The organism is Sulfurimonas lacustris (genome assembly GCF_059705355.1).
Genome location: NZ_AP046125.1, coordinates 2,092,136 through 2,118,584 on the forward strand (window position 1 = coordinate 2,092,136; position 26,449 = coordinate 2,118,584).

Consider the following 26,449-nt stretch of genomic DNA (forward strand, 5'->3'; position numbering starts at 1 on the left):
TCTATCGAAAAAAATTTAATTTTTTCTCTCTAAAGGAGTGAGAACAAGGTCATCTTTGATATTTTTAAGTGTGTAAATATCTGATATTTTGATGTAGTACGCCTCTGGGTCAAGCTCTAATGTTATATTTGTTTTTTTTGTATCTATTTTTATGACATTTAGAAGTTTAAGAGATTTATCATAAAAGGCGATGTAAGGGTACCATTCGTTTCTTATAGAGCTGACAATATCAAGCGTGCCAATTTTAGAAACATCCAGCCAGTAGGCGTAAAGTGAGCGTTTAAGGTTAAACTCTACACCGCCCTCAAGCGCTGCCACGTCAAGCTTTGCTTTTTGCATATCAATAACGTAACTCCAATCACTCTCATTTTCACGCACAACGTCCACAATCTTGCAGTTGTTTTTCTCAAGCTCTTGTGCTAAGATAATAGGGTCAGCCGCGTACTCTGATGTAAGATTGATTTTCCATACAAACTCTGCATCCTCAAAACTTGACTCTTTTGTCATGTATTTGTAATACCCGATATTTTGCAAAGAGTCACTCATGATTTTAACAAATAAAAGGGGTTTGCCTTGTGTCTTAAAGCTTATATTGATTTCGCGGGGGGTTTTAAAAAAAAGATTTAAGATTCCGTTATCTTTTAACGTCTTGATTACTTTGATAGAATCAACTCTTCCATCTTCCGTATAATAAGCACTCTTTGGAGAAAATACGGTCTCTATAAAGGCTTTATCTTTAGCAAAAGTCCTAGGATTTACAAGATTTTGAATCTTTTGCATAAGCAAATCTTGTGCATGCGAAAACGAAACAAGGCAAAGCAGAAGAAGTGCTATTTTTACCATGCATTGCCGCCATTATAAGTTTTATACTCTTCAACGTCTATCTGCTTTAACACGCCATTTTTATAGACAAATCTCATATTTTTTGGCGTTTTAAACTCATGAGAAACACCATTTAGCTCAATGTTTATATTTCCATGCCCAAATGCAAGAAGCCACTCTTTTGAAGCATCCAGCAAAAGTTCGTCCGAAGATGTCGCCTGAAATTTGTCGTTTGTCTGCAAGTCTATGTACCCTACCCAAACCTTACTCTTTGGCATAATTTTAAGCACGCCACTTTGAGTTTTTGGAGGTTGTGGTGCTACTTCTATTTGCTCTTTTTTCTTCTCAATTTGTGTTGTATTTTGCTCTACTACACTACTGTTATTTTCACTAACAGTTAGGTTTTCATCTGCAAGGGTCTGGTTTTGTTCTTGCTCTTGAGGCTGCACGATTTTGCTCTCTTGAAGTTGCGGCGGACTATTTTGAAGCGTTTGTTGCAGTGACTCTGTAGCAGCGATTTCCTCATTGTCATTTTTTGTACTTATAAATGCAAATAAAAGAAAAAGTGCAATTCCTAAAACAGTATAAAAAAGTGTCAAATTTCTCTTTTTATTGTCTGTTTTAAACATTTGTGTTGATTGCTCAGGCTTCATATATTTTGCAACATACCCAAAATGCTCTTTTGCTTTTGCTCTCAAATCACTCAAATCAACGCCATACTCTCGCTCAAGTATTGAGAGAAAACCATTAAACTGTACGCCATGCATATCTTCAAAATTTTCCTGAAATATCGCCTCTATGTGTGCTCTTGATATATGCGTATCTTCGTGGATTTTTTGGATGCCGATGTTTTTTAATTTTTCCATACCAGCGCTCATCTTCTCATCCTATCCATTAAAATCGCTCCCGCCGCACCTACATTTAAAGAGTCAAATGCATGCGCCATTTTTATGCTCACCACTTCATCAAGCTTTGAACTTACTCTTGCACTTAGTCCCTCGCCCTCGCTACCTAAAAAAAGCGCTCTTTTTGGCTTGATGGCAATTTCTCTGATATCTTTGCCGCCCATATCAGCCCCGTACGTCGTAAATCCTGACATTTTGAGGTCGTTGAGGACATTGTGTACATTGGTCTCTATGGCAAAAGGAGTGTCATAAAGCGCGCCAGTACTTGTTCGTATAATCGCTTCAAGCGGGAGTGATTTTACACCGCATGCGATGACACCATCCACCCCAAGCGCATAAGCAGTTCTCACAATCGCTCCGATATTTCCAACATCCGTAAGCCCTGAGAGAATAAGCACAAATTCATAATTTAAAAATGTTTTATAGTCATGAAGCTCGTATGCCTCTACTTCTGCAAGCATCCCTTGATGTGAGGCATTTTTGCACATTGCTCCTGCCGCATCTGAGGGGATTCTTTTTATCTCAAAACCCATTTTCATAAGGCGTGAGTACTCTTTTTTATCTATCTCTTTAGCAAGATAAAGTCTCTTTATCTTACTCGGATGATTTTGAATGATATAGTTTATGGGTTGTTTTGCGTATATTAACATAGGGGTATTTTATCCAAAAAAATTAACATTAGAGACTAAGTAATCTCTCATAACACGCTTTTGTATTTTCGCCTGTTATTTTAGAGATAAGTTTTGCTTGTACTTTCTTCGGTAGGTCAAGTTCCAAGATATCGTTTTGGCTGATGGCAGAGCTGCCAAACGTCTCTTTTGCCTCAAGAACAACCACCCATTCGCCTCTAAGATTTGCATCCACTTTTTGTTTTACTTCATCGGCAGTTCCAACATAGTACCTTTGATACTTTTTTGTAAGCTCTTTTGCCAAAAAAATCTTTCGAGAGGGTTCTTCATGTGAGAGTTCATCCAAAAGTTTCTCAAGTCTATGCGGTGACTCGTAAAGAACAGTCGTATATCCGCTGTTTAGGGCACCCAAAAGTGAAGCCGCTCTATCTTTGCCTTTATGCGGCAAAAATCCCCAAAAAAGCATCTTTGTAGTAACAAATCCGCTTGCCACAAAAGCGGTCAAAAGTGCGTTTGCACCGGGGAGAACATCATATTTCACGCCATTGTCTTGACAATATTTTACAAGTGCCTGCCCAGGGTCGCTGATACCGGGCATCCCTGCATCGCTTGCATAGATAACATTCTGCTCAAAAAAAGCAGGGGTTAGCTTTTGGATAAACTCTTTTTCATTATGCGAATGGAGTGAAATAAAATGTTGCTCTTCTTTAAAAGAGGTGTTGTAACGTTCTTTGAGGATTTGGATAAGTTTTTTTGTAACCCGCGTATCTTCACACAGAAGTATGTCGGCTTCACTTAGTGCCTCTATGGCTCTAAGTGAAATGTCACCTATGTTTCCAATCGGGGTTGGAATGAGTGTAAGCAAGAAAAATCTTGATTAGTTTTTAGCGTAACGCTTGTTGAATTTGTCAATTCTTCCGGCAGTATCTACCATTCTCTCAGAACCTGTAAAAAACGGGTGGCACTCGTTACAAATGTCCACTCTCATCTCTTCTTTTGTTCCTTCGTTGATGAAGCTGTTACCGCATGAACAAGTTACTGTACAAGCTACTAATTTTGGGTGGATATCTTTTTTCATTTTTTTACCTTTTGATACTCGTTCGTGTGCGAATATCTATATATTTTTTAAATCCGTATGGGGGCGGATTATTACGGTGTGAATTTTACCGAGATTTATCTTAAAGAGACCACTGCACAACAGAGGATTTTGTTCAAGTTCGAGGCAAATTAAAGTTAAATTGAGGAGTTTACTGTAGTAAATGACGAAATTTCACTTTAGTTTAACGAAGAAATTGGGCAAAAGCATTGTTGTGCTGTGGTCTCTTAAAAAAGTATTTTGCTTGCTACTGCAAGAGCCGCACTCTCTGAGCGCAAAACCATCGGGGTATCAAGCCTAAAACTCTGCACTGATGCAAAAAGTTCTCTCTCTTTTGGGGAAAATCCGCCCTCACATCCTATAAGAACGGTTGTTATATCGCTACACTCTTGCAAGGTTGTCTCACAAAAATCAAACACTTTTACATCTGGATATGCCTTGATAAACTCCTGCACACTTTTGCAAATCTCCAACTCCACATAGCTGCTGCGTCCGCACTGCTGCATGGAGGCCTCCTGAATCCTCTCAAAACGTTTAAAATCAATCTTGAAGTTTTTTTGGCTTCGCTCACATGCGATAAAAGTAATCTTACTCACACCAACCTCACAAAGAGAGGGAAGCACTTTTTCTATGGAGTTGGTATCGATGATGCACCATCCTATATGAAGCTCTTTTGCACTTTTAACCTCTTTGAGTTCCGATGCGACAAGTGACAACTCCGCACTTCGCGGCTCAACGCTCTGTATCTTATACGTATGAAGCATCTTGAGATTATCTCTTGAGCGAAAAGAGAGCAAGTCACCCTCTTTGTGGCGGCGTACTTTGATAAGATATTTGTGCTGTTCCCCTCGTATATAAAGGCTTTGTGCGCCCGCCTCATCATCCAAAATATAAATCATGCCCACATCCAAAAAGAGATGCTAAGTACCGTAGCTATCTGTGCAAGAAAGATTTTGAGTGCATACTTTCTATGCTCCAAAAAGCTCTTTTCATCTTTTCTATCCACATTGGCAAGATGCTTGGAGCGTTTTGCTTCAAGGACGATAAGAAGCGTTGCAAAAAGTATCATCGCTATGTTTTCAAGCGTAAAATCAAGATGCTTTGCCGCCATCATAACCACGCCCGTAAAAACAACCATACCTATCGTCGTTCCCACTATCGGGGTATAAAGCGTCATGGCTCTTGTGTACTTCACTCTACTTTTTATACCAAAAAGGAGTAAAAGATTGACTACTACTGCGCCCAAAACCGACATAACACCCCAGTTATGTGTTACAATTCCCATATCATACATTTCATTCATATCGCAATATTACAATAAAAAATGTATAAATACCCCTTGATTTCTCGAAAAACTATGTTTTTTGTAGCTTTAGGGGGTCGTAGGGACTAAAGTCCCCACCACTAAAACGGACGAGTTCGTTTTAGTGCTTAATATCAAATGAAAAAGAGAAAAATATGGCTGTTACAATCGAAGAAGCACTTGAATTTATATATAAAAATACCAAACCGACATCACTTAAAATCGTGCCGCTTGAAAATGCACTAGGCTCTATCTTAGCAGAAGATATCGTCGCAACCTACAACCTCCCCCCATTTGATAACTCCGCTATGGATGGTTATGCCATAAAGATGGAGGACACTGCAAAAAGTGTCAGCGTTACGCATACTATTTTTGCAGGCGACAACTCGGATGCAGTGCTTGAGAGTGGATGTGCCATAAAAATCATGACTGGAGCAAAGATTCCTGACGGTTGCGAGGCTATCATCCCCATTGAAGATGTGACCCATCAAGATGGTAAGATAGTTTTACCACAAAATATCAAGAAAAACTCTCATATCCGTTTTTGCGGCGAGGATATCAAAAGAGGCATGACACTGCTACATCGTGGGCAGAAGCTATATGCACACCATATCACGCTTCTTGCTTCTCAGGGTATAAGCCATATCAAAGTCCATAAAAAGCCACGTATCGCTATCTTTTCCTCTGGAAATGAGCTGAAGATGTACTTTGAGAGTGTTGCGGCACATCAACTCTACAACACAAATTCGCCTACTTTTTTTAGCAGAGTGCAAGAGCTTGGATGTGATGTTGACTTTATCGGCACGGCAAGTGATTCTCTACAGAGCATACAAGAGCATATCAGAAGTGCGTTGCAAAGTGACCTTATCATCACCTCCGGCGGTGTGAGCGTAGGCGATGCCGACTTTACAAAAGAGGCGTTTGGAGCTTTTGGATATGAGATATTTTTTGACAAAGTGGAGATTAAACCCGGAAAACCGACTACTTTTGGGCGCATTGGAGAAACTCTTGTTCTCAATCTTCCCGGAAACCCGATGGCGGCAGCTCTTAACTTTGAACTTTTCGGACAAAGCATCATCTTAGCTCTTAGCGGCAATGAAGCAAAATATCTCGCCCCTATCGAGACAAAAATGGCAAATGACTATGCGCTAAGGGGAGGCAGAAGAAGCGTAATTCCCGGTTATTTTGACGGAGCTACATTTGCACCTTACGACAAATTTGCCCCGGGGATGATAACACCTCTTGCAAATTCAAACGCTTTTATGATTGTAGATAGCAGTTGTGAAGCATTTGAAAAAGGCGATAGCATCAAGATAGTTCCAACACGCTTTAGTTTTACATCTTCTAAGAGGGTTGGTTTGGTAAATACAAAATAGGGGGCAAGGGGCAAAACCCCTTGGCATTGCTAATGTAGCAACGGTGCAAAGATACACATAAGCAGTATTGTTAGTATGAGCTTATCCATAAAGACCCCTTTCTTTGTAGTTTTTGGAGGGCAAAAAAAAAGGTCGAGAGTTTCGAACCTCTCGACCTCTATTACCACTCCATCAACTACAATGAAAAGTTCATACTAACAAAAAAATTATACCATAAAATTTCAAACACTCTGCGGGTTAATAAACGTCTTGCCACTTTTTATCTTCTCAAAAAGTCTAGCATCATGCCACTCTTTTTGTATCTCCTCGCTAAAAAAAATCTCTTCTAAGTTTATAGTGCCCATGGCTTGCGAGTAGGCATCTTCCCTGAAAGCTTGTGCATAGCCCGTATCTGTCTCATGAACGATAATACTGTGAAGTTTTACCTCTTTTTCTCCGTTTACTGTGGTTGTAAGGGAGAGGAGTTTGTCAACAAGAACAAAAAAGAGACGGCTAAACTGTTCGGCAGATGGAGAGAGAGGGATTTCAATCCAGCGTGCAGAATGTTTTTTCATATCCTCTTTGTAGCTCTGCTCATCGCCACTCCATAGAGCGATAGCATGGTCAAAACTATCAATGATATCTTTCATATTTTGCTTCATTAGCCCAAAATCATAGACCATCTGCCCATTGTCCAAAAAGTTGGACTCAAAAAGAAGCTCAACTTTATAGGAGTGTCCATGAATGGAACTTCTGCATCGCACTGTGGAGCAACCTCGCACAACGTGCGCATTTTCAAATTTAAAAAGTTTTCGTATCAGCATCACACCCCCTTGTTTTGATCCCAGATTCTTATGTGAAGTCGGTCGCTAAAGCTGTATCCTTTTGCCTTGCAAAACTCTATCAGCGGTTCTGTGTTGGCTTCTACCTCTTTTTTGTTTCCGCCAAGAGGCATACAGTAAACTTCAAGCGATGGTGCAAAAGCGCAAATTTCTGCTATCTCATCTTCTAGTGCAGCATTTATGGAGTCTGCATCGATAGAGAACTTGAAAAATGCCTCTTTGGCGCTGAGTGCTATCTCGCTGATAACCTCTCCTCGCACACGCTTGCTAAAAGGCTCATTTGAGTTTGAGAGTTTTACAGAGAGTGCAAAGATGCACTTTTTATAGACACAAAAACGCTCAAAATCAACACGCAACGAACCGTTTGTCTCAAAAGTTATCTTGTGCCCCAAGGCATCTAAACCCTCTAAAAATGCGACAAAAAGAGCATCGTTTGCATACAAAAGCGGCTCTCCGCCAGTAAGAACAACGTCAACAGCATAAGGTAAATCATAAAGGCTCAAGATACCTAAAAGCTCATTTACATGGTTGATTGGAATCCAGTTTTGCGAAAAATGCTCTCTGCTCACTGCATAGACCGTATCGCATCCTAAAACTTTTGTGCCATCAGATGCGCTCTCCGTGCAACCAAAACCCTCACAACGCATATTACAGCCGCCAAACCGGAAAAAAAGTGATGGTCTGCCCACATATCGACCTTCGCCTTGGATGGAGTAAAAATGTTCAACAAGATATATCATCACCCGCCCGTCTCATAAAAGGCTCTTGAAGATACTTCGCCGTCTTCTCCGCCCCAGCGGTTCTTTTCGGGTTTGTTTTTGACAACTTCTCTTAGTACTTCTGCCGCAGCTGCAATATCGCCCTCTTTTATGGCTTTGCCTATACTTAGTGCTTCATCAAAGTAGAGGCATGGGATGAGTTGTCCCTCAGCGGTGAGGCGTATGCGGTTGCATTGCTTGCAAAAATCATCTCCATAAGGCTCAATAATGCCAAACTTGTAGCCATCACTCATACGGTAGTAGCGTGAAGGTGACGCACCGTCGTAACCCTCTTCTACAAAATCATAGTGCTGAGCCAAGCTCTCCAAAAGTTCGCTTGACGGTACTCTGCTTATCTCTTTTGAAGCGTAGCGATTTTCCATGTACTCTATAAATCGTACCGTCATGTTACGCTCTTTGCAATACTCTAAAACATCTACTATCTCATCGGCATTCATGTTGTGCATAGGTACCATATTTACTTTTACTTTTAGCCCCACTGCAAGTGCCTCTTCAACGCCCTCTAAAACATTTGCCAAAACATCTTTTTGCGCTATCTTTTGAGCTACGTCTGGCTTGAGTGTGTCGATGCTGACATTGAGACGTTTAAGACCTGCATCTTTGAGTTTTTGTGCAGTGGACTTGAGCAGATAAGCGTTGGTGGTCATGGCAAGGTCGATTTCTGGAGCGTAGTCATAAATCATCTTGATAAATACGTCCAAATCTTCTCTCAAAAGCGGTTCTCCACCAGTGATACGAATCTTTTTGACACCCTCATCAATAGTTACTTTGATAAACATAAAAAGCTCTTCAAATGTAAGCAAGTTCTCTTTTGGCACCCATGAAAAAGGCTTCTCTGGCATACAGTACTGGCATCTAAAGTTGCAGCGCTCTGTTACTGAGATACGGATGTAGTCAACAACTCTGTTGTAGCTGTCTATAAGCATAATAATTCCTAAACTTTTTTATATGTTTGTATTATAGCTTTTGGAGGTAAAAAGGAGTTTAAATTTTAAAAGAGGGTTCAAGCCGCCAAAAGCGACTTGAAAAGGTTTCGTTACTTTGTAGCGAATTTGTAGTCTAACATTGCCCAGAATTTTGTTGTGTCAACATAAGCACTTTCAGAATCTGCATCAAAATCTGCAACTTTAAGTGTACCTGTAAGATTGTTTACACCTGGGATAGCTCTTGCATATGTTACATCAAGCTCAGTTCCATAATCATCACTTCCAACTTCTGCAGTATAATCATGGTACGTAGCTTTTAACATACCAAACTCTTTTGATTTATACCCAAGAGACATACTTAAATCTTCAAGACCATCCACTGGCGTAGTCAAAAACATATCTGCAAAACCGTTGTGTGCGTGTAGTGTAGCAAGCGGTGTTTGGAACGCTGTTTCAGTACCGCTATCATTCGCTCCACTTAATGTTTCATACTGGATACCAGCTAAAATACCGCTGACATCTGCACAAACTTGAAGATTCATATAGTTAGCGTCAACATTGATATTTGTTGTAGAACCTGAATTTTCCATTGAAGGATCAGTCTGTTCTGCATACTCCGCACGGTAAGTTAATTTTGCAGCTTCAGCAACTTTTACTTCTCCAGTTAATGCGATACCATAAGTATCACTTCCATTTCCACCTGTTGCCAAGTTTCCTGTTCCTTCGCCTATCATATAGTCATAAACAGTTACTTTAAGCTCTGGCATTACTTTATAAGAAGCATTTAAAAGAAGAGTTCTTGTATCCCAGTTTTTAGCTTTAGCACCAGCTTCATCAGCAAATACTCTATTTACTTGAGTTACATAAGAAGCAAAAAGATTAAGACCTTCAATTGTGTTATCTGTCAAAGTTACCGCATCAAAAGTTTGTGGCATTTGTCTCCAGTCAACTGTGCCAACAAATCTAATATTATCAAGATTAATCGCTTGGCGTCCCATTCTTAACTTTGTTTTTCCATATTTTGCATCGATATACGCTTGAGTTAAACGAGTTTGTTCTGCATCAAAAACTTGATCGTTAGTTTGAGTTACAGGACCATTATCTGCGCTAACATCATCATAGTTGTCATTCAGCGCTCTAACATCAGTCATTTGCACATATGCGCTTAACCAGTTAAGACCCATAAGGTCAGCACCTACGCCAAGGCTTAAGCGGTTAGTAAATGCATTAGCGTTAGACAAGTCATTAGCATCCTTCGCATCCACCATCTCATATCTAGCTCTTACTTGTCCGTCTGCTTTGATATTTGTTAGAATATCATTTGCTTGAACTGAAACAGAGCTTACGCCCATTACCATAACTGCTGCCATAGACATTTTTATCATTTTTCTCATTTTTTTCTCCTGTTTTCTCTTTTTTGCTACAACTCGAGCGATATATCACTTCAAGTTATGCAATTTATTAGAGCTGAGAGCATTCTACACTTGCAATTTTTAAAGTAAGTTTAAATTCCAACTTTTGTTAACGATTTATTAACAGAATGTTCTTTATGGTACTAGAAGTCTCTTATTTTCTCATTTCAAAGAGCTCTTTGGTATAATGACACCATGAGATTTAGAAATATTAAAAACAGACAAAAAAAAGAGCAGACCAAAGAGCAGCCACGCTATGTTTATGCTCCCTATAACCATAGGGTTAAAGCTTTTATCACAGACCTTTTTATGATATATGCGCCCATACTCTACATCATCACATATGTTGTGATGAGTGGAAAAGAGGAGTTTCAGTCTTCGCAACTTGCTCCTTTTGCGGGGGTTGCGCTTTATGGGCTTATCTATGCCTTTCTTGTGAGCAGGTTTGGGCAGACTCCCGGGAAAAAGGCGTATGAGATAAAAGTGGTAGATGATAAGAGCGGTGCAAACATCGGCTTTTTAAGAGCCATTTTGCGCTTTGTGCTTTTCTTGTTTACTGCTACTACACTTCTTGGGCTTTTTGTCCCTTTTTATAGAAGAGATAAAAAAGCGCTGCATGACATTTTGTGTCATACTTTGGTTGTGGCTAAGAAAAAAGAGGGTTGAATTTTGCGGGGCCAAAGCCCCACTTCCGAGAGCATGTTTGGCTTTAGGTAGTTACTATGAGCGGGTTAAATGCTTTGCTGGAGAGGACTACACGGGAGCCTATTTTGAGGTTTTGAACCTCTTTTTTGCCTGCAACTGCTTTTACTATCTCGCTCTCAACAAGTACGCTTACTATGTACAAAATATCGCTTTTAGTGATGGCAACTACTTCGCCGTTAAACTTAAACTTACCGCTTATGCCCACGCCGCCAAATATCTCGCTTGGGGTGCCGCTTTTTGCGACTAAGCCCTCCTTGATCTCATAGACAAAATCTCCGAGTTTATAGACTTCTGAAATATCGTGGCTTACAAGGAGTGTTGTTGTTTTGAGCTTATGTTGCAGGGCTAAAAACTCATCTTGAAGTTTAGCTCTCATGGCAAAGTCGAGTGCGGAGAGCGGCTCATCGAGCAGAAGAATCTTTGGTTTGCGCACAAGTGCTCTTGCAACTGCCACACGCTGCTGCTGTCCGCCTGAGAGTGTGTTTGGTTTTGCGTCTTTGAGAGATGTCAGCTCCATAAGCTCCAAAATCTCATCGACGCTTTTTCTGTCGCTTTTATGTTCAAGTGCGTAGAGGAGATTTTCTTGGACGCTCATATTTGGAAAAAGTGCGTAGTCTTGGAACACAAAACCTATACTGCGCTTTTGCGGTGGCAGGTTTATCTTTTTGGCACTGCTAAACCAGATGACATCATCAACTACAATCTCCCCGCTATCGGGCTTGATAAGTCCTGCTAGGATTTTTAAAATAGTGCTCTTTCCCGCTCCGCTTTTTCCAAAGAGGATGGAGAGTTTCTCTTTTGGAATCTCTTGGTGGATGGTCAAATCAAAAATGCCCTCTGCGCCTTGGAGTTTTTTTGTAAAATCGAGGCGTATCATTGGATGCCTTGGCGCATAAAGTGTTTGTTGAGCGCATAGACAAAAAGCAGAATCACAAAAGAGATGATAAAGAGTGTCAGTGCGTACTGGTTTGCAACGCTGTAGTTGAGCGCTTCTACTTCATCATAGATGGCGATACTTGCAACCCTTGTTTCGCCCGCTATGTTGCCTCCCATCATCAAAACAACGCCAAACTCGCCTATGGTGTGGGCAAAGGAGATAACTATGCCTGTGAGAAGCGAGGAGCGGATATTTGGCAGTAACACATAAAAGAGTGTGTTTATCTTGCTTTTGCCTAGTGTGTAAGCGGCATAAGTGAGATTTTTAGGAAGTGCGGCAAACCCGCTTTGGATGGGATGTACCATAAAAGGGAGACTAAAGATAACCGAAGCGACAACAAGCCCTTCAAAACTAAAAACAAGCCTTACATCGAAATTTTGCTCAAGCCATACGCCAAAACTGTTTTTTGGACTAAATGCAAGAAGCAGATAAAAACCCAAAACAGATGGCGGAAGTACGAGCGGTAGAGAGACAAGCGCTTCTAAAACCGGTTTAAAAATCCAGCGTGTTTGGGAGAGAAAATAGGCAAGCGGTATGGCAATGAAGAGAAGAATCAGCGTTGTAACCGTGGCTAACTCAAAGGTTAGCTTCATTGTTTGAAAAAAGGTATCTTCCATCTAGTTTCCGTTTTGGATAGTGATCTCGTTTGCTTTGATGAACCACAAAAATGTAGCGCCAACACTGCAGGAGAGCTCTTCAAACGATGTTTTTGTGATAAACGCGCTTATCTCTTCTGCCTCAAAGTCAAAAACGACATTTGCAAAGAGCTCACCGACTTCAACCTCTTTTATCTTTGAGACAAAAGCATTTTGCGTGCTTACTTTGGAGGTTGTTGTTGCAAGCATCACCTCTGTCTCTTTAAAAAGTAGATTTATCTTGCATCCCACGGCTACATATGAGAGAGCGGGGCTTTGCAGGGCAACCACAAAAAAGAGTTTATCGCCAACAAGAACGCTTAGAGATAAGAAATCATCTACGCTTTGTACTGTTGCGACTTTGCCGTGTAAAATATTCATATTGACCTAATTTTTGAGTGTTGCGTTATATAAAAACATATATAACGATGAATATAAAAAGTGTATCGTTAAATATCTTAAGGAAGAATGAAAAGCGAGTGAAGATTTGCCTCGGAGAAGTTCCGAGGCGTTAAAAAAAAGAACTGGTCTTTTTTGTAGAGGAAGTTAGGAAAACTTAGTGTAAGTTTTTCCAAACTTGTTTTTTCCATAGAAGAGCAAAGATTGCAAAGATTACTGCATAAATCATAACCATCTTACCTACAGATGCTCTCTCATGTCTCTTTGTGTCTCCCGCATCTGCCATATGCTCGATTACTTTGTGTGCAGCGTCTGCTGTTACACCAACACGAGGCATTGCAGTTCCTTCAAGGTGTGCTTGAGGATTTTCGATAAATGTGCTGATGAAGTGCTCACCACGAGAACGGATATACATAGATAAATCTGGTGGTAGTTTACCCATATATTTTGTAAGGTGTTCTTGGTACTCTAACACTTTAATGTCATATGCCAATGCATCTTTTTCAAATTTAAATGCAGGTTTTTCACCGATTTGCGTCCAGTTCTCATAAGAGAGTGCGTGACATCTACCACAAGCATTTTCATACGCCATTTTTGGTGTTACTTCACTTGGTTTTACAGCAATTGACTGTAAGTATGCAACCATATCAGCAACTTCTTGCTCTAAATCACCGCCTGCTCCTGCAAATGGAGCCATTGGGTGCATTTGACCTTTAGCAGCATCAAACTTATGCTCAACTTTAAGTGCATGAGCAGGGTTTACAATAACATCAGCCAAAAACTTCGCATCGTAGATAGAGCCTGCGTTGCTCAAATCCGGTGGATTAACACCATAACTTGCAGCAGCAGCAACTGCATCCATTGCAGCCGGCATACCATCTTTCTCGATTGAGTGACATCCCGTACAAGCTCCAGCACCCATTACTAAATCTTTACCTGCAGCAGCATTTCCAGTTTTAGCCAATGGCTTCAAATCTGCATACGCAAAGTTTTCACTCTCAACATGCTTATGTAAAACTGAGTGTGCGTATGGCTCAACTAACCAGTATGTTAGGAGAGTAAAAGCAACAACAACAACCAGAATCAAAGGTTCTTTATTTTTCATCCTATTCTCCTTATACTTTTTTTTCGTTCATAGTTATAAATGGTAGCGCAACCCATAGAAGGATAAACCCTACTGCCGCAACTAAACCAATAGTACTAAATATACCCTCTGGAGGTAATTTACCCATAGCTGTTAAAACAATCATATCAGCAAGAAGTACCCAGAACCAAATCTTAAATACACCACGACGACTTGCCGGAACAGCATTTGGACTTCTGTCTAACCATGGTAAGAGAACAAAAATAACTTGTGCAAAACCAAAAGCCAATAGACCGATATTTACAGAGAACGGACGTAAAATCTCATAAGACCACAAGAAGTACCACTCTGGGTAGATGTGTGCCGGAGTTTTCAAACCATCTGCCGGGTCAAAGTTTACAGGGTCAAGCGCGAAACCGTAGTTAAAGAACACTAAATAGAAGAAGAAGATAAGGAAGAATCCAACAACCATCATATCCTTACTCATAAAGTCATTTGCAAAACGGATAACTTTTGAACCTGCAGTATCACCTGCCAAATATTTTTTAGCTTCTGCATCAAAATCGATCTCTTCACCATCTTGGTTGTTAACGTGAGGAATACGAAGAGCTGCGAAGTGAAGCCCGATAAGTCCTATAATCGCCAACGGAATAAGAACTACGTGAAGCATAAAGAAGCGAGTTAAGAATGCTTGAGCCGGAACATAATCCCCTCTAATCCACTCAACCAAACCATCCAAATGTAAATCACCAAGAGCAAAAATATTTGTAATAACCATACCAGCCCAGTAGCTCATTTGTCCCCATGGAAGCATGTATCCAGTAAACGCCTCAGCAGAAAAAGCTACGAAAAGAAGCATACCAGAGATCCAAATCATCTCACGACCTTTTTTATAAGAACCGTAGTAGATACCTGTGAACATATGGATGTAGATAATCAAGAAAACAACTGATGCAGCAACACCGTGGATATGTCTCCATAACCAACCATAGTCAACATCTCTCATAATAGTGTAGTTTACGCTATAAAATGCGTCTTTAACATCTGGTTGATAATACATTAAAAGGAAAAGTCCTGAAACCAATAGTAATGCAAAAGTAATTGCTAAAACCATACCCATCGCCCACAAAAAGTTAATGTTTTTTGGAATCCAATACTCAGATGCCATAACCCTTTCAACTGTTTCAATTGCTAAACGTTGGTTTAACCAATCTTTAACACTTGTTGCTTTTGTAAAATGTGCCATTTAATCCCCCTCCTTTACAGCGTTACGCCGCTATCTTTCATTTTTTGATATTCTGGACCTGCTTCACCTAAGATGACCTTCATTCCATCAATCTTGAATGGAGGAATATCAAATCCACGTGGTGGTGGAACTTTTGTTACTTCACCAGCCCAGTTAAACATACCACCGTGACATGCGCAAAGGAATGACTCTTCAGCAGGAATGTATGCAGGAATACATCCTAAGTGTGTACAAAGACCAATCGCTAACATGAAGTGTGAATCACCCACAACAACATCTCTTGCTTTTTGCTCTTCTGTCTGTTTTGCTATCATCGCTGCGGTTTTTTTCAAAACAAAAATTGGCTTCCCTCTCCATTTTTCTGTAATTACTTCACCCTCTGGATATATTGACATATCAAGAGTTGTGAAACCAGCTGCTTTAACACTTGGAAGCGGATCCCAAGTCTTTTTCATTGCAACCAATGACCCAACGGCACCGACACCTGCTACGGCACCAAATGCTTTACCCATGAAACCTCTACGGCTACTGTTATGCATGTGTTTGCTCTCTTTCCCTTAAAATTAAAGGCTGATTATATACTAAATTAGTTTTAATTAATTATAAATTTAAGGTTTCTTTTAAGAAATTTGCTATTTTTTGCGTAGAGTGTTCCATTTTGAAATAGTTTTTATTATTGACATCCCTTATGATATCCATAAGCATCTCTTTTTTATAGTTATACACAATAGGAATATGCAAGCTCTCAAAAAATGGTACCAAATCAGCTGGGTGGTCTTCTCTTTGCACGTATATGGGCTTTGCGCCTGATGCAAGAGACTCTAAGACAGCTTGGGGCGATGCAGTGATGAGGATTTTGCTCTGCTGCACGACGTCATCATAATCTTCAAACTCGTGGTGGTGTGGAAATTTTTTTCGCAACATCTCCTCATAGTCTAAAAAATAGTAAAAACCGAGCTGTAAATCGGGGTTGAGCTCTGCAATAAAGTCAAGGTTTTTTTCCAAATCTTTCTCATAATCATCATCTCCAAAGAAGTAGGAAATTTCAATGGTTTTATCTTTTGGCTCAAAATACTTCGCATCTACGGCAACTGCTGTGCAAATTCCCTCACCACTTAAGTAAGGAGAGATAAGAGACTCACCTGAGGCTTTGGCGTCCTCTTTTGCGTCAGATATGCGGATGAAAGTGGAGAAAAAGTTTCTCATATCTTCAAGCATGATAGGGTTGGCTTCATCTGAATCAAAAATCATCTTATCGCCATGAACGGCTATCTGTGGGATATTTTGAACGGCGTCGATACCTACTGCTTTAGCAACTCCAAAATGGCGTGCCTCGGCAGCTATACGAAAATCAGAACATAAAAGCGTGATATCGACATCGCCGAGTGCGCGGATGATGGTGCATGCACGTCGAAATCTATCGAGTCCAACGCGGTGTCCTGTGTGAACATAGTAAAAAAGTCTCATAGATTTATCCTCTCTTTTTTTGACTTATTTTGATGTAGATATGTAAAATCTCAATCGCGGCGGGTGTGATACCGCTTATCTGCGATGCCGCTTGGAGTGTTGGCGGGTTGAACTTCTCAAGCTTCTCTACTATCTCTTTGCTTAGTCCGCTAATGCCTTTGAAGTTGAAATTTTCCGGGATTTCTACTTTAAGATACTTCTTCATCTTCTCTATCTCTTGGCTCTGTTTTTGTACATAACGCGCATACTTTGCCTCTACTAAAATCTCCTCAAGGATGTAAGGCGCGTACTTTGCGAGCTCTGGGGCGATGAGGAGCATCTTTGCTTCATCCACACTTTTGCGTGAGACAAGCTGCTGTGCGGAGAGTGAATCACTGATTTTCTCTTCATCTATACTCTCTAAAAACGCCAAAAACTCTTTGTTTGGAGTAAAGATTTTCTCTTGGAGGAGTTGAAGCCCCTCCTCTATCTGCATCTTTTTTTCTTTCACTTTTTCATAAAGAGCATCATCGATAAGCCCTACTGCATGTCCGTAGCGGCTCAATCTTACATCAGCGGACTCTTCACGCAAAAGAAGTCTGTACTCGGCACGGGATGTAAACATGCGGTATGGCTCTTTTGTCCCTTTGGTTACCAAATCGTCTATCAAAACGCCGATGTACGCCTCATCTCGGCGCAAAACAAGCGGCTCTTTGTTTTGGATGCTCAAAGAGGCGTTGATGCCTGCCATAAGTCCCTGAGCGGCTGCCTCTTCATAGCCTGTCGTACCGTTAATCTGTCCTGCGAGATAAAGCCCTTTTATCTTTTTGGTCTCCAGTGAGTGTTTGAGTTCTCTTGGGTCAACAAAATCATACTCGATAGCATAGCCGTAACGCACGATTTTGGCATTTTCCATGCCATGGACGGAGTGAATCATCTGCTGTTGTACATCGGGTGGAAGGGAGGTACTCATGCCGTTGATATAGCACTCTGTGTTTTCAAAAGTTTGCGGCTCTATGAAGAGGTGATGTCTCTCTCTGTCACGGAAACGGTTGATTTTGTCCTCGATACTTGGGCAGTAACGAGGTCCTGTTCCCTCGATTTGCCCCGTAAAGAGCGGTGCGCGGTAGAAGTTGCTCTCGATGATGTTGTGCGTTGTTTCGTTGGTGTAAGCGATGTAGCATGGAACTTGTTTTTTGGTTTTTCTAAACGCATCACGGTCTGTGCGAAAACTAAAAGGGCTTGGAGTGGCATCGCCGTCTTGCTTCTCCATAACGGAGAAGTCGATGGAAGAGGCGTCAATCCTTGCACATGTACCGGTTTTGAGTCTTCCCATCTCTAAACCGCATGCTCTAAGGGCGTGGCTTAGTCCCTCGCTGCTCTGTTCGCCAAAGCGTCCACCGACTTGCTTTATCTCACCGACGTGCAAAACACCCCGCAAAAATGTACCGCTTGTGATGATGACTTTTTTGGCTCTGTACTCATTTAAAAGGTTGCTTTTTACGCCCTTGACTTCGCCATCTTCCACGATGAGCGACTCCGCCATCTCCTGAACCAAATCAAGGTTTGGCGTGGTAAGGATGGTGTTTCTAGCGATGACACGGTATCTGTCCATATCTATCTGCGCACGGCTTCCACGCACGGCAGGACCTTTTGTCTCATTGAGGATACGAAACTGGATGCCCGCTTCATCGGTAATGAGTGCCATCTCTCCGCCGAGCGCGTCAATCTCTCTGACTAAATGTCCCTTTGCCAAACCACCGATTGCAGGGTTACAGCTTGTTGCGCCGACATTTTCGGCGAGCATAGAGATGAGCAGAGTTTTGTTACCCATCCTCGCACATGCAAGAGAAGCTTCTACTCCTGCGTGACCGCCACCGATTACTATTACATCATAATTCATACTTTTTCCAATGAAAGGATTTTTGCAATTATAGGGTGTTTGATATGAAATTAATCTAACTTTTATTAGAATGAGTAGAAAATTTTTACAAAGTTGAGCAAATGCAAACTACTACCATTCTTGCCGTTGATGATGAGCCCTTTAATCTCGACCTTATAGAACTCACTTTTATGGACGCTCCAGAGATTGCGCTCATCAAGGCGGTTCATGGGCGTGATGCGCTTGAAAAACTCCAACATATAGAACCACACGTCATCCTTTTGGATCTTAGAATGCCTGTGATGGATGGACTAGAGCTCCTTGGCATCCTTAAAAACGATGCACTTCTTGCAAAAATTCCTGTTATCGTTATCACTGCAAACTCTGAAGAGAAAAACCGTGCGCTTGCGCTTGGAGCAAATGACTTTTTAGCAAAACCCGTCGATACGAATGAGTTAAAACTACGTACTTTCAACGCCGTCTCGCTCTACAAAAACCAAAGAGAGCTTGAAAAACTCAACGCTTCTTTAGATGAGGCAGTCAAACAAAGAACGCGAGAGCTTGAGCGTGCTTTGGAGTTTGCGCAAGAGACGGAGTATGAGATATCGCTTAGACTTGGGCTTGTGAGTGAGTATCGAGATTTGGAGACGGGGATGCATATCAAACGCATCAGCCGTTACTCGGCACTCCTTGGGCGTTTGTGTGGGATGAGCGAGGAGGAGGAACGACTGCTTCTCTATGCTTCCCCACTCCACGATATAGGCAAAATCGGGATTCCAGATGCCATACTTCTCAAAAATGGAAAACTTGAAGAGCATGAGTTTCGCGTTATGAAAGAGCATGCGAGTATTGGCGCAAAGATGCTTGAGGGTGCAGAAAAATACCCAGTTATCGAGATGGGAAGAGTCATCGCACATGAGCACCACGAGAGGTATGATGGCATGGGGTATCCAAGGGGGCTTAAGGGAGATGCCATAAGTGTCTATGCAAAAATCGTTGCCATTGTCGATGTTTTTGATGCGCTCTCTTCAAAGAGGGTTTACAAAGATGCATTTCCTCTTGAAGTTGCGCTCAAAATCATGCAAGAGGGGCGTGGAACGCATTTTGACCCGCATCTGCTTGATCTTTTTTTGCAAAATATTTCACAATTTTTAGAAATCCAAAAAGAGTATGCGGACAAGGAGATAGTACCTCATCTCTTAGGTCTGCTTGAGGAGTATAGATGAGATGTTTGCTTGTAGAAGATGAGATGTTTAATCTCATCGTGCTTGAAGAGATGATAAAGATTTTTTATCCAGATGCAGAGATAGTCACGGCGACCAATGGACAAGAGGCGTATGCGCTGCTTCAAAGCGAGAGTTTTACACTTATACTTAGCGATATCAATATGCCCGTGATGGATGGGTATGGGCTTATCAAGAAGATAAAAGGGGAGCTCGGGCTTACAACACCCACTATCGCGGTTACTGCTTTTGCGATTCAAGGCGATAAAGAGAAAATTTTGATGGCAGGGTTTGATGACTATATCTCAAAACCTATCGATATCACAGAGCTCCAAAGAGTCCTTGGCGCATCACTCTAACGTATGATACAACTGCACCATATAAAGTCTAAACTTCTTTTTCTCTCTACCGTTCCCATAGTTTTACTGCTTGTTCTCTTTTTTTTGATTCTCTCGCACACTATGGAAGATAAAAGAAATTTTGAACTAACAAAAAAGTATATTTTTGAGCTCCAAGCCATCTCGCGTGTTGTTCACTTTATGCAGCTTGAGCGTGGACTGAGCATCGGGTATGCAACGAAAAAGGATTTTACGCAAAAAGAGCATCAACTCGAAAATGCGCGCAAAGAGCTAAGTGCATCCATAGAAGAAGCACTCAAAGCCTATGAAAAAAACGACAAAAACGGCGCTATCCTCACACTCTTAGAGGTCATAAAAAGAGAGCGGGAACTTTTGGATTTAGCAAAAACAACACCCTATGCACTCAAAGAGCACTACTCACACAAAATCGCCATGCTCCTTACCTACGCTTCTACCATCCCTACTCTTATGGATGAGAGACAAAACCGTAACTTTATGCAGGCATTTGTCTATCTTGCAACAGCAAAAGAGGCACTTGGCATCATCCGAGCGACACTCAACCAAAGCTTTATCAACGATGCATTTGAGCAAAGAGAGCAGATAACCATTCAAGAGTCGCTTAAGATTTACAACACAGAGCTAGAGCGTTTTAAAAACAGTGTTCCTAAGGAGTTTTTAAACTCTTTTGAAGCAAATCTTCAAGATGCAAAGGTAGAAAAAACATTTGCGATTATCCAAGAGGCTCTTGCTCAAAAACATCTCACACTTATGCCTGATGCATGGTTTGAGGAGGCAACCCGCACGATAGACTTTTTCAAAAAAATGGAAGATGCACTCTTTGCACATGTCGCTGGGCTTGTGGCAAGTGAGCTTCAGGCGATCATCTACCAACTCACCATCATCGCTACACTGTTGTTGCTCTTCTGTGCCCTTCTCATCGCAACTATCATTACCTTAGTAAAGAAGATTTTATCTTCCGCAAATGCACTAAGCGAGGAGCATTTTGACTCTTTGGCTCTTTTGGAGCAGTACAAATCAGCGGTTGATAGAAGCTTTATCGTCTCAAAAACCAACGCACATGGCAACATCACCTATGTCAATGATGAGTTTTGCAAAATCTCTGGTTTTTCGCGAGAAGAAGTGATTGGCAAATCGCACAAAATCATCAGACACCCCACCACCCCAAAAGCACTTTTTAAAGAGATGTGGCATACCATCAAAGAGCGCAAAGAGCCGTGGTTTGGGGAGATACAAAATCTCTCCAAAACAAAAGAGAGCTACTGGACAAAAGCAGTCATTAACCCCATTCTCGACAAAAACGGCAATGTCGTCGAGTATATCGGGATACGCATCGACATCACAGAGATAGAAAACGCAAAAGAGGCGGCCCTTGGCGCACAAAGAGCAAAGAGTGCGTTTTTGGACACCATGAGCCATGAGCTGCGTACACCGCTCAACGCTGTTATAGGTTTTTCACAAATCATCAAAGCAAAGAGCGATTTACCAGAGCAAAAGCGCAACGAGTACATCGAAAAAATCCACCTCTCAGGCGTGCATCTTCTGGGGCTTGTCAACACTATCTTGGACTTTTCAAAAATCGATTCTGGCAAAATGGAGCTACACATCAAGGAGTTTGCGCTTGAGACTTTTATGCAAAAGGTACTTCTGCTTGTTGAGGGTGAAGCGGCAAAAAAGAGCATCGCACTCTCTCAAGAGGGTCTTGAGGGTACTCTAAGAGCCGATGAGCAGCTCTTCAAACAGGTATGCATCAACATCCTCTCCAATGCCATCAAGTTTTCAGCGGCACATACGACCATCACCATCAGCTACAAACTGCAAGAATCAAACCATCTTCTTACTATCTGCGATGAGGGCGTGGGGCTTACACAAGAGCAAATTAGCCTGCTTTTTGAGCCCTTCTCACAGATAAAAGAGCATCAAAATCAAGCCATCAAAGGAACAGGTTTGGGTCTAGCCATCTCGCAAAAAATCGTAGCGCTTCATGGCGGAACCATAGACGTACAAAGCACCCCAAACAAAGGGAGCTGCTTTTGCATCTCTCTCCCCACACATAAGGAATAAAATGCATACCACACTTCAGTACATCACAAAAAGTTTCAACATCACAGAGCAGGTTCTCTCAGAGAGAAAGGCGGTGGGTTTGTACATAGAGTCTCTCTCCTCTTTGATGGTTGATAAATTTTATGACTACTTTTTATCGAACCCAGATTTTGCGGGGCATGTTACCATGCAAGAGCTTCCGCGCCTTAAGCGCATGAGAGCGGAGTTTATCGTCTCGCTTTTTAATGATGACTTTGATACCAAACTTCTTGAAAAAATCGCACAAGCGTACAAAGACTCACCTGTGAGGCTCAACCCCTACATCATCGCCTCTGCATTTGAGATAACTACGCAAACCGTCGTCGATATCGCATCGGTAAACCTTCCGCTTCAAAGGCAGCTCAAAACAATGCTGAAATTTTTCCATATTGCTGAGTTTGTGATGCAAAAGGAGTATCAAAAAGAGAGCGCTTATCTCTCTGAGAACTCTAAAAACACCCTTATCGAAGCGTTGGAATCTCTCTTTGAAATGCTCTCTATCCATAAAAACAAACAGGCTTTTTTGCTTGATGCGTATGAAAACGGTACTCTTTTACACAACAACTCCCCTAAATTGCCCTCCTTGGATGTTCTCTCGTGCCAGTTCCACGAAACACTCGCGCGCGTCAAAGCACTCGCCCCTCAAATCGATGAGTTTAGCGTGGACATCGTAGCCATTGATGCGCGGCACAACGACTACCACAAACATGTAGAAGCACTCTGTCGCTCCCTTAGCCAAAATGAGACGCTTGCGATGCAACAGTCCCATCTTCAAGTGCTTCATGAGAGCTCTGAGAAGCTCTTTGAAGCTATCAGCAAACCTTTTGAACACACCTCCTCTTTGGCTTTTTTAGCTGTCAACGCCGGTATGCGCTTTATCCAAAAATATGGCTATATGCTCAATGAAGCGAAGTTTATCCCTTTTAGAAAACCCGAAGAGATGGTGCTTTTTTTAGAAAACATCCTTAAAGAGTCTCTTAAAAACTCTCTCTCATGGGCGATTTCTTCTTACAGCGTTTCACAAGAGAAAAAGAGTGAGGCGTGGGATATCTCAGAGCAGATTTTTTTCAACAATGCCACCATTACGATCTCTTTACGCGTCAAAGAGATACCTTACAAAGCCTTTATTTTTGACACATTGCGCATCTTTTTAGAGATTTTAAAGATGACGCTTACCAACAGAGAAAAGGAGTATAACCTTACTCTTCTTGCCGACAAAGCAGAAGCGGCAAACCGCTCTAAAGATATCTTTTTGGCAAACATGTCACATGAACTTCGCACACCGCTCAACGCGATTATCGGTTTTTCACAAATCTTACAAACAAGGCAAGAGATACCACAAAATCTACGCTCTTACATAGAAAAAATCGCCATTGCGGGAAATAACTTGCTCTCTTTGGTCAATACGATTCTCGATTTTGCAAAACTTGAAGCCGGAAAGATATCGTACCGCCCGAAAATGTCGCTCTTCTCGGACATCATCCATGAGGTTTCAGTGATTACCTCACCGCTTGCCGAGGCAAAAAAAATCGCGCTCACACTCCCATCAGACATCTCTTTAACACTTTTCATGGATGCCCAACTTATCAAACAGGTGCTTATCAACATCCTCTCAAACGCTATCAAATTTACCCCTGAGCATGGCACGGTGACGCTCAGCGTGCTTTTTGAGGGCACTCGCGGCGAATATGTTCTTTGGGTGAGCGATACGGGTGTAGGTATGAGCAAAGAGTCTCTCGCAGAGCTCTTTACGCCATTTACACAGATAGACAACCATCTCCAAAGCGCTTCAAAAGGAACAGGTCTCGGACTTGCGATAAGCAAACGCATCATCGAAGATTTGCATGGCGGGCGCATTTGGGTGGAGAGCGAACTTGGTGTTGGAAGCAGTTTTTATATCAGTATCCCTGTCAAAAACGATATGACGACTGTTGAGATGTTTCCTGCAAAAGGGGAGAACAAAGAGAAGCTCCTCATCGTAGAAGATAGCCCAGAGTATGTCAAGATTTTGGTAGAGAAGCTTGATAGACACTTCAATATCACCGTCACAAACTCCATCAACAAAGCAAAAGAGCTTTTAGAGAAAAACACTTATGACAAAATCATTCTTGATTTCTTTCTCATCGATGGCATCTGCTCTGAGGTTCTCTTTTTTATGGAGAGCAAACAGATAGAGACACCCGCTTACATCATCTCCGCAGAGGATGATTTTAAGATAGTCGAGCATCTTCAAGAGTCCCAAAACATCATCGGGGTCTTTAACAAAAAAAATGCCGCGCTCATTTGTGATGCTATCACGGGGGAAATGCATGAGTAGCGTGAGCATTCCTGAGACATTTCCAAATCTGCCCGCTTCGGTGCAAAAGATACAAAAAATGTATGCTTCACAGAGCGTTGCGATACCAACTCTTGTAGCGCTTTTAGAGAGCGAGCCTCTTTTGGCGGCAAATATCTTAAAACTTGTCAACTCGCCCTATTATGGGCTAAGTGCAAAGGTCTCCTCCATAAATGGCGCCGTCATGCTTCTTGGCACAACGGTTATACGCGGCATTATCTTGGCGACCATTTTGAAAAAATCATTTCCTCTTGATCTCTCTGTTTATGGCATCACGGTAGCGCAGTTTGAGACTATCTCCATCTTAAGAGTCAAACTGCTCAAAGAGTGGCTCCAAAACACAGACATAGATACCCAATCACTCTCTTTAGCGGCTTTTTTGATGGAGAGCGGTAAGATAGTTATAGCACATGAGATAGCGAAAAACAATCTTAAAGTAGAGTTTGTTGCTCTTTGCCAAATCAAGTCGCAAGAAGAGGCGGAGATGGAACTTTTCGGTGTGCAGAGCTACAGTGTCGCTTCTGCTCTTTTTTCGCAGTGGCAATTTGATGATGCTTTTTGCGCACTCATTGGCAGCGTCACCAACCCTCAAAGTAGTGATGCAAAGATACTCCACGCCCTGCAAATAGCCATTAACACAAAAAATATTTTTGACGCGGATGAGATAGCCAAAGCCAAAGAGTTTTTAGACATACACCAACTTTACGGGGATGCATTTTTACAAAGTGTTGAAAAAATTAAAAATATTTAAGTATCATTTGCAAAAAAATAGGTTTTACAACAATGTTACAACAAGCACATAACGCATATAACAGCAAAGATTTCAGGGCTGCTTTTGAGCTCTACACACAACTCGCAAACGAAGGCAATGCCGATGCAATGACCTCACTTGGTTACATGTACCAAAACGCGCAAGGATGCGCACAAGACGATGCAAAAGCGTTGGCACTTTATGAGAGAGCGGCGGAGTTAAAACAGCCCTACGCGCTTTATAATCTTGCTATTTTATATATGAACGGATTTAGCGGCGTGGAACATGACCAGTTTAGGGCGCATGAGCTCTTTATGGAGGCGGCAATCCGTGAAGTTCCCAGAGCAATGTACGAAGTAGCTCTTATGCTTGAGCGTGGTTTAGGATGTCTGCAAAACTTCTCCGAAGCCGCTTTTTGGTACGAAGAGGGAGCAAAAAGAGGCAACTTAGAGTGTTTCAACAATCTAGGCGTTCTCTACAAAGAGGGGCATGGCGTAAGCATGGATGAGAAGCGATGTTTTATCTGCTTCAAAAGAGCCGCTGATGGCGGTCTTGCCGAGGGGCTTTACAATCTGGGACTTTTGTACGACCAAGGTATAGGGTGCGAGCAAGACCACGACATGGCACTAGAGCAGTGCCGCAAAGCCGCTTTTAAAGGGCATGCAAAAGCAAAAGAGATTATAAGATGGCTTCAAGAAGAGGGCAAGATTGTTTTTTAGGTGTGGTACAATTTTATAAAAAAAGGGGAAATTATGCAGATAGCTATTAATGTCAACGACTCTTCAATCGCTCATAAGATTCTTAACTATTTAAGTAGTTTTAAAAACGAGATAGATGTAACATCTTTTGAGAGCAATAGTTTTGATGTGCAATTTCAAAAAGACAAAGAGACTTTGACAAAGCAGGTAATGGAGTATAAAAGCGGTAATGCAGAACTGCTAGATGAGAAAAAATATGATGAGGAGATGAACTTGTTTTTGTCTCAACTCAAAGAAAAATATGCAAATAGTTAAAGAGAGAAAATTTTTAACCTCACTCCAATTTACCTTAGAGTTTATTGCACAAGATAGTCTGCAACAAGCTTTGCTCTTCAACAGTGAACTCAATAAAAAAATAGATGATTTGAAGTTTATGCCTCTTAAGTTTAGAAAGTCGCTCTATCATGCCGATGCAAATATCAGGGATTTGGTCTATAAAGGGTACTGCATACCTTATTTGGTAGAAGATGAAAAAATAGTCATCTTAAATATTTTCAAAAGCAATCAAGAGAGATAAAAA

The 26,449-nt window shown here is 41.5% G+C and carries 29 protein-coding genes; 10 read left to right on the forward strand and 19 right to left on the reverse strand.

What is annotated here, in order from left to right; translation table 11 throughout:
- Positions 1 to 15: 15 nt before the first annotated feature.
- The 7 genes from AC6H4V_RS10850 to AC6H4V_RS10880 all read right to left on the reverse strand — a co-directional run bounded on the left by AC6H4V_RS10850 (position 16) and on the right by AC6H4V_RS10880 (position 4,755).
- Positions 16 to 843 (reverse strand): hypothetical protein, encoded by an 828-nt coding sequence (locus tag AC6H4V_RS10850; RefSeq protein WP_497606849.1) that lies wholly within the window; start codon positions 841 to 843, stop codon positions 16 to 18.
- The gene (locus tag AC6H4V_RS10855) at positions 837 to 1,700 is read right to left on the reverse strand and encodes a helix-turn-helix domain-containing protein (RefSeq protein WP_428729976.1); all 864 of its coding nucleotides are present in this window, start codon (positions 1,698 to 1,700) and stop codon (positions 837 to 839) included. Before AC6H4V_RS10855 ends, AC6H4V_RS10850 begins: the two co-directional genes overlap by 7 nt.
- Positions 1,697 to 2,377, reverse strand: a complete 681-nt coding sequence (gene rlmB / locus AC6H4V_RS10860; protein ID WP_497606850.1) for a 23S rRNA (guanosine(2251)-2'-O)-methyltransferase RlmB — start codon at positions 2,375 to 2,377, stop codon at positions 1,697 to 1,699. The genes AC6H4V_RS10855 and rlmB overlap by 4 nt, the downstream gene beginning before the upstream one ends.
- 28 nt (positions 2,378 to 2,405) lie before the next feature.
- A complete protein-coding gene (gene rsmI, locus AC6H4V_RS10865) occupies positions 2,406 to 3,221 on the reverse strand; it encodes a 16S rRNA (cytidine(1402)-2'-O)-methyltransferase (RefSeq protein WP_497606851.1) in 816 nt (271 codons plus the stop codon).
- 12 nt (positions 3,222 to 3,233) lie between these two features.
- A complete protein-coding gene (gene rpmE, locus AC6H4V_RS10870; RefSeq protein WP_428729979.1) occupies positions 3,234 to 3,434 on the reverse strand; it encodes a 50S ribosomal protein L31 in 201 nt (66 codons plus the stop codon).
- A 245-nt stretch (positions 3,435 to 3,679) separates the two neighbouring features.
- Positions 3,680 to 4,351: a 16S rRNA (uracil(1498)-N(3))-methyltransferase gene (locus AC6H4V_RS10875; RefSeq protein WP_497606852.1), complete on the reverse strand. Its 672-nt coding sequence runs from the start codon at positions 4,349 to 4,351 to the stop codon at positions 3,680 to 3,682.
- On the reverse strand, positions 4,348 to 4,755 hold the full coding sequence (locus AC6H4V_RS10880) for a hypothetical protein (protein ID WP_497606853.1): 408 nt from the start codon (positions 4,753 to 4,755) through the stop codon (positions 4,348 to 4,350). Before AC6H4V_RS10880 ends, AC6H4V_RS10875 begins: the two co-directional genes overlap by 4 nt.
- Before the next feature lie 155 nt (positions 4,756 to 4,910).
- Between AC6H4V_RS10880 and AC6H4V_RS10885 the strand changes: the two genes are divergently transcribed.
- On the forward strand, positions 4,911 to 6,131 hold the full coding sequence (locus tag AC6H4V_RS10885) for a molybdopterin molybdotransferase MoeA (protein ID WP_497606854.1): 1,221 nt from the start codon (positions 4,911 to 4,913) through the stop codon (positions 6,129 to 6,131).
- Positions 6,132 to 6,352: 221 nt separating this feature from the next.
- On the opposite strand, the gene AC6H4V_RS10890 is transcribed toward AC6H4V_RS10885, so the two are convergent.
- From AC6H4V_RS10890 to AC6H4V_RS10905, 4 genes are all read right to left on the reverse strand, one after another.
- Positions 6,353 to 6,934: a 6-pyruvoyl trahydropterin synthase family protein gene (locus AC6H4V_RS10890; protein ID WP_497606855.1), complete on the reverse strand. Its 582-nt coding sequence runs from the start codon at positions 6,932 to 6,934 to the stop codon at positions 6,353 to 6,355.
- Positions 6,934 to 7,692 carry a 7-carboxy-7-deazaguanine synthase QueE gene (locus tag AC6H4V_RS10895; RefSeq protein ID WP_497607935.1) on the reverse strand — a complete coding sequence of 253 codons (759 nt, stop codon included), beginning with the start codon at positions 7,690 to 7,692 and terminating at the stop codon, positions 6,934 to 6,936. The genes AC6H4V_RS10890 and AC6H4V_RS10895 overlap by 1 nt, the downstream gene beginning before the upstream one ends.
- Positions 7,692 to 8,657: a GTP 3',8-cyclase MoaA gene (moaA, locus tag AC6H4V_RS10900; RefSeq protein ID WP_497606856.1), complete on the reverse strand. Its 966-nt coding sequence runs from the start codon at positions 8,655 to 8,657 to the stop codon at positions 7,692 to 7,694. Before moaA ends, AC6H4V_RS10895 begins: the two co-directional genes overlap by 1 nt.
- Positions 8,658 to 8,767: 110 nt before the next feature.
- Entirely contained in the window at positions 8,768 to 10,051 is a 1,284-nt protein-coding gene (locus AC6H4V_RS10905; RefSeq protein WP_497606857.1) for an OprD family outer membrane porin, read from the reverse strand.
- Positions 10,052 to 10,264: 213 nt separating this feature from the next.
- On the opposite strand from AC6H4V_RS10905, the gene AC6H4V_RS10910 reads away from it, so the two are divergent.
- Positions 10,265 to 10,735, forward strand: coding sequence for an RDD family protein (locus AC6H4V_RS10910; RefSeq protein WP_497606858.1), 471 nt, complete (start codon positions 10,265 to 10,267; stop codon positions 10,733 to 10,735).
- A gap of 43 nt (positions 10,736 to 10,778) precedes the next feature.
- On the opposite strand, the gene AC6H4V_RS10915 is transcribed toward AC6H4V_RS10910, so the two are convergent.
- From AC6H4V_RS10915 to mnmG, 8 genes are all read right to left on the reverse strand, one after another.
- Positions 10,779 to 11,651, reverse strand: a complete 873-nt coding sequence (locus tag AC6H4V_RS10915) for an ATP-binding cassette domain-containing protein (RefSeq protein ID WP_497606859.1) — start codon at positions 11,649 to 11,651, stop codon at positions 10,779 to 10,781.
- Entirely contained in the window at positions 11,648 to 12,328 is a 681-nt protein-coding gene (gene modB / locus AC6H4V_RS10920) for a molybdate ABC transporter permease subunit (RefSeq protein ID WP_497606860.1), read from the reverse strand. Before modB ends, AC6H4V_RS10915 begins: the two co-directional genes overlap by 4 nt.
- Entirely contained in the window at positions 12,329 to 12,727 is a 399-nt protein-coding gene (locus AC6H4V_RS10925; protein WP_428729990.1) for a TOBE domain-containing protein, read from the reverse strand.
- Between the two features lie 175 nt (positions 12,728 to 12,902).
- Positions 12,903 to 13,850: a c-type cytochrome gene (locus AC6H4V_RS10930; protein ID WP_428729991.1), complete on the reverse strand. Its 948-nt coding sequence runs from the start codon at positions 13,848 to 13,850 to the stop codon at positions 12,903 to 12,905.
- A gap of 10 nt (positions 13,851 to 13,860) precedes the next feature.
- Positions 13,861 to 15,075: a cytochrome b gene (locus AC6H4V_RS10935; protein ID WP_497606861.1), complete on the reverse strand. Its 1,215-nt coding sequence runs from the start codon at positions 15,073 to 15,075 to the stop codon at positions 13,861 to 13,863.
- Positions 15,076 to 15,089: 14 nt separating this feature from the next.
- Entirely contained in the window at positions 15,090 to 15,614 is a 525-nt protein-coding gene (petA, locus tag AC6H4V_RS10940) for a ubiquinol-cytochrome c reductase iron-sulfur subunit (protein ID WP_428729993.1), read from the reverse strand.
- Positions 15,615 to 15,675: 61 nt separating this feature from the next.
- The gene (locus AC6H4V_RS10945; RefSeq protein WP_497606862.1) at positions 15,676 to 16,542 is read right to left on the reverse strand and encodes a hypothetical protein; all 867 of its coding nucleotides are present in this window, start codon (positions 16,540 to 16,542) and stop codon (positions 15,676 to 15,678) included.
- Between the two features lie 4 nt (positions 16,543 to 16,546).
- Positions 16,547 to 18,424 carry a tRNA uridine-5-carboxymethylaminomethyl(34) synthesis enzyme MnmG gene (gene mnmG / locus AC6H4V_RS10950; protein ID WP_497606863.1) on the reverse strand — a complete coding sequence of 626 codons (1,878 nt, stop codon included), beginning with the start codon at positions 18,422 to 18,424 and terminating at the stop codon, positions 16,547 to 16,549.
- Positions 18,425 to 18,525: 101 nt separating this feature from the next.
- Between mnmG and AC6H4V_RS10955 the strand changes: the two genes are divergently transcribed.
- The 8 genes from AC6H4V_RS10955 to AC6H4V_RS10990 are packed head-to-tail and all read left to right on the forward strand — an operon-like array spanning position 18,526 to position 26,446.
- Entirely contained in the window at positions 18,526 to 19,629 is a 1,104-nt protein-coding gene (locus tag AC6H4V_RS10955) for an HD domain-containing phosphohydrolase (protein WP_428729996.1), read from the forward strand.
- Complete coding sequence (locus AC6H4V_RS10960; RefSeq protein ID WP_497606864.1) at positions 19,626 to 19,985, forward strand: response regulator; 360 nt, start codon at positions 19,626 to 19,628, stop codon at positions 19,983 to 19,985. Before AC6H4V_RS10955 ends, AC6H4V_RS10960 begins: the two co-directional genes overlap by 4 nt.
- Positions 19,986 to 19,988: 3 nt before the next feature.
- The gene (locus AC6H4V_RS10965) at positions 19,989 to 22,067 is read left to right on the forward strand and encodes an ATP-binding protein (RefSeq protein ID WP_497606865.1); all 2,079 of its coding nucleotides are present in this window, start codon (positions 19,989 to 19,991) and stop codon (positions 22,065 to 22,067) included.
- A gap of 1 nt (position 22,068) precedes the next feature.
- A complete protein-coding gene (locus tag AC6H4V_RS10970; RefSeq protein ID WP_497606866.1) occupies positions 22,069 to 24,402 on the forward strand; it encodes an ATP-binding protein in 2,334 nt (777 codons plus the stop codon).
- Positions 24,395 to 25,171 (forward strand): HDOD domain-containing protein, encoded by a 777-nt coding sequence (locus AC6H4V_RS10975; RefSeq protein WP_497606867.1) that lies wholly within the window; start codon positions 24,395 to 24,397, stop codon positions 25,169 to 25,171. The genes AC6H4V_RS10970 and AC6H4V_RS10975 overlap by 8 nt, the downstream gene beginning before the upstream one ends.
- A gap of 32 nt (positions 25,172 to 25,203) precedes the next feature.
- Positions 25,204 to 25,890, forward strand: a complete 687-nt coding sequence (locus tag AC6H4V_RS10980) for a tetratricopeptide repeat protein (RefSeq protein ID WP_497606868.1) — start codon at positions 25,204 to 25,206, stop codon at positions 25,888 to 25,890.
- Between the two features lie 33 nt (positions 25,891 to 25,923).
- Positions 25,924 to 26,184 carry a hypothetical protein gene (locus AC6H4V_RS10985; RefSeq protein ID WP_497606869.1) on the forward strand — a complete coding sequence of 87 codons (261 nt, stop codon included), beginning with the start codon at positions 25,924 to 25,926 and terminating at the stop codon, positions 26,182 to 26,184.
- Complete coding sequence (locus AC6H4V_RS10990) at positions 26,171 to 26,446, forward strand: type II toxin-antitoxin system RelE/ParE family toxin (protein WP_497606870.1); 276 nt, start codon at positions 26,171 to 26,173, stop codon at positions 26,444 to 26,446. Before AC6H4V_RS10985 ends, AC6H4V_RS10990 begins: the two co-directional genes overlap by 14 nt.
- Positions 26,447 to 26,449 lie beyond the last annotated feature (3 nt).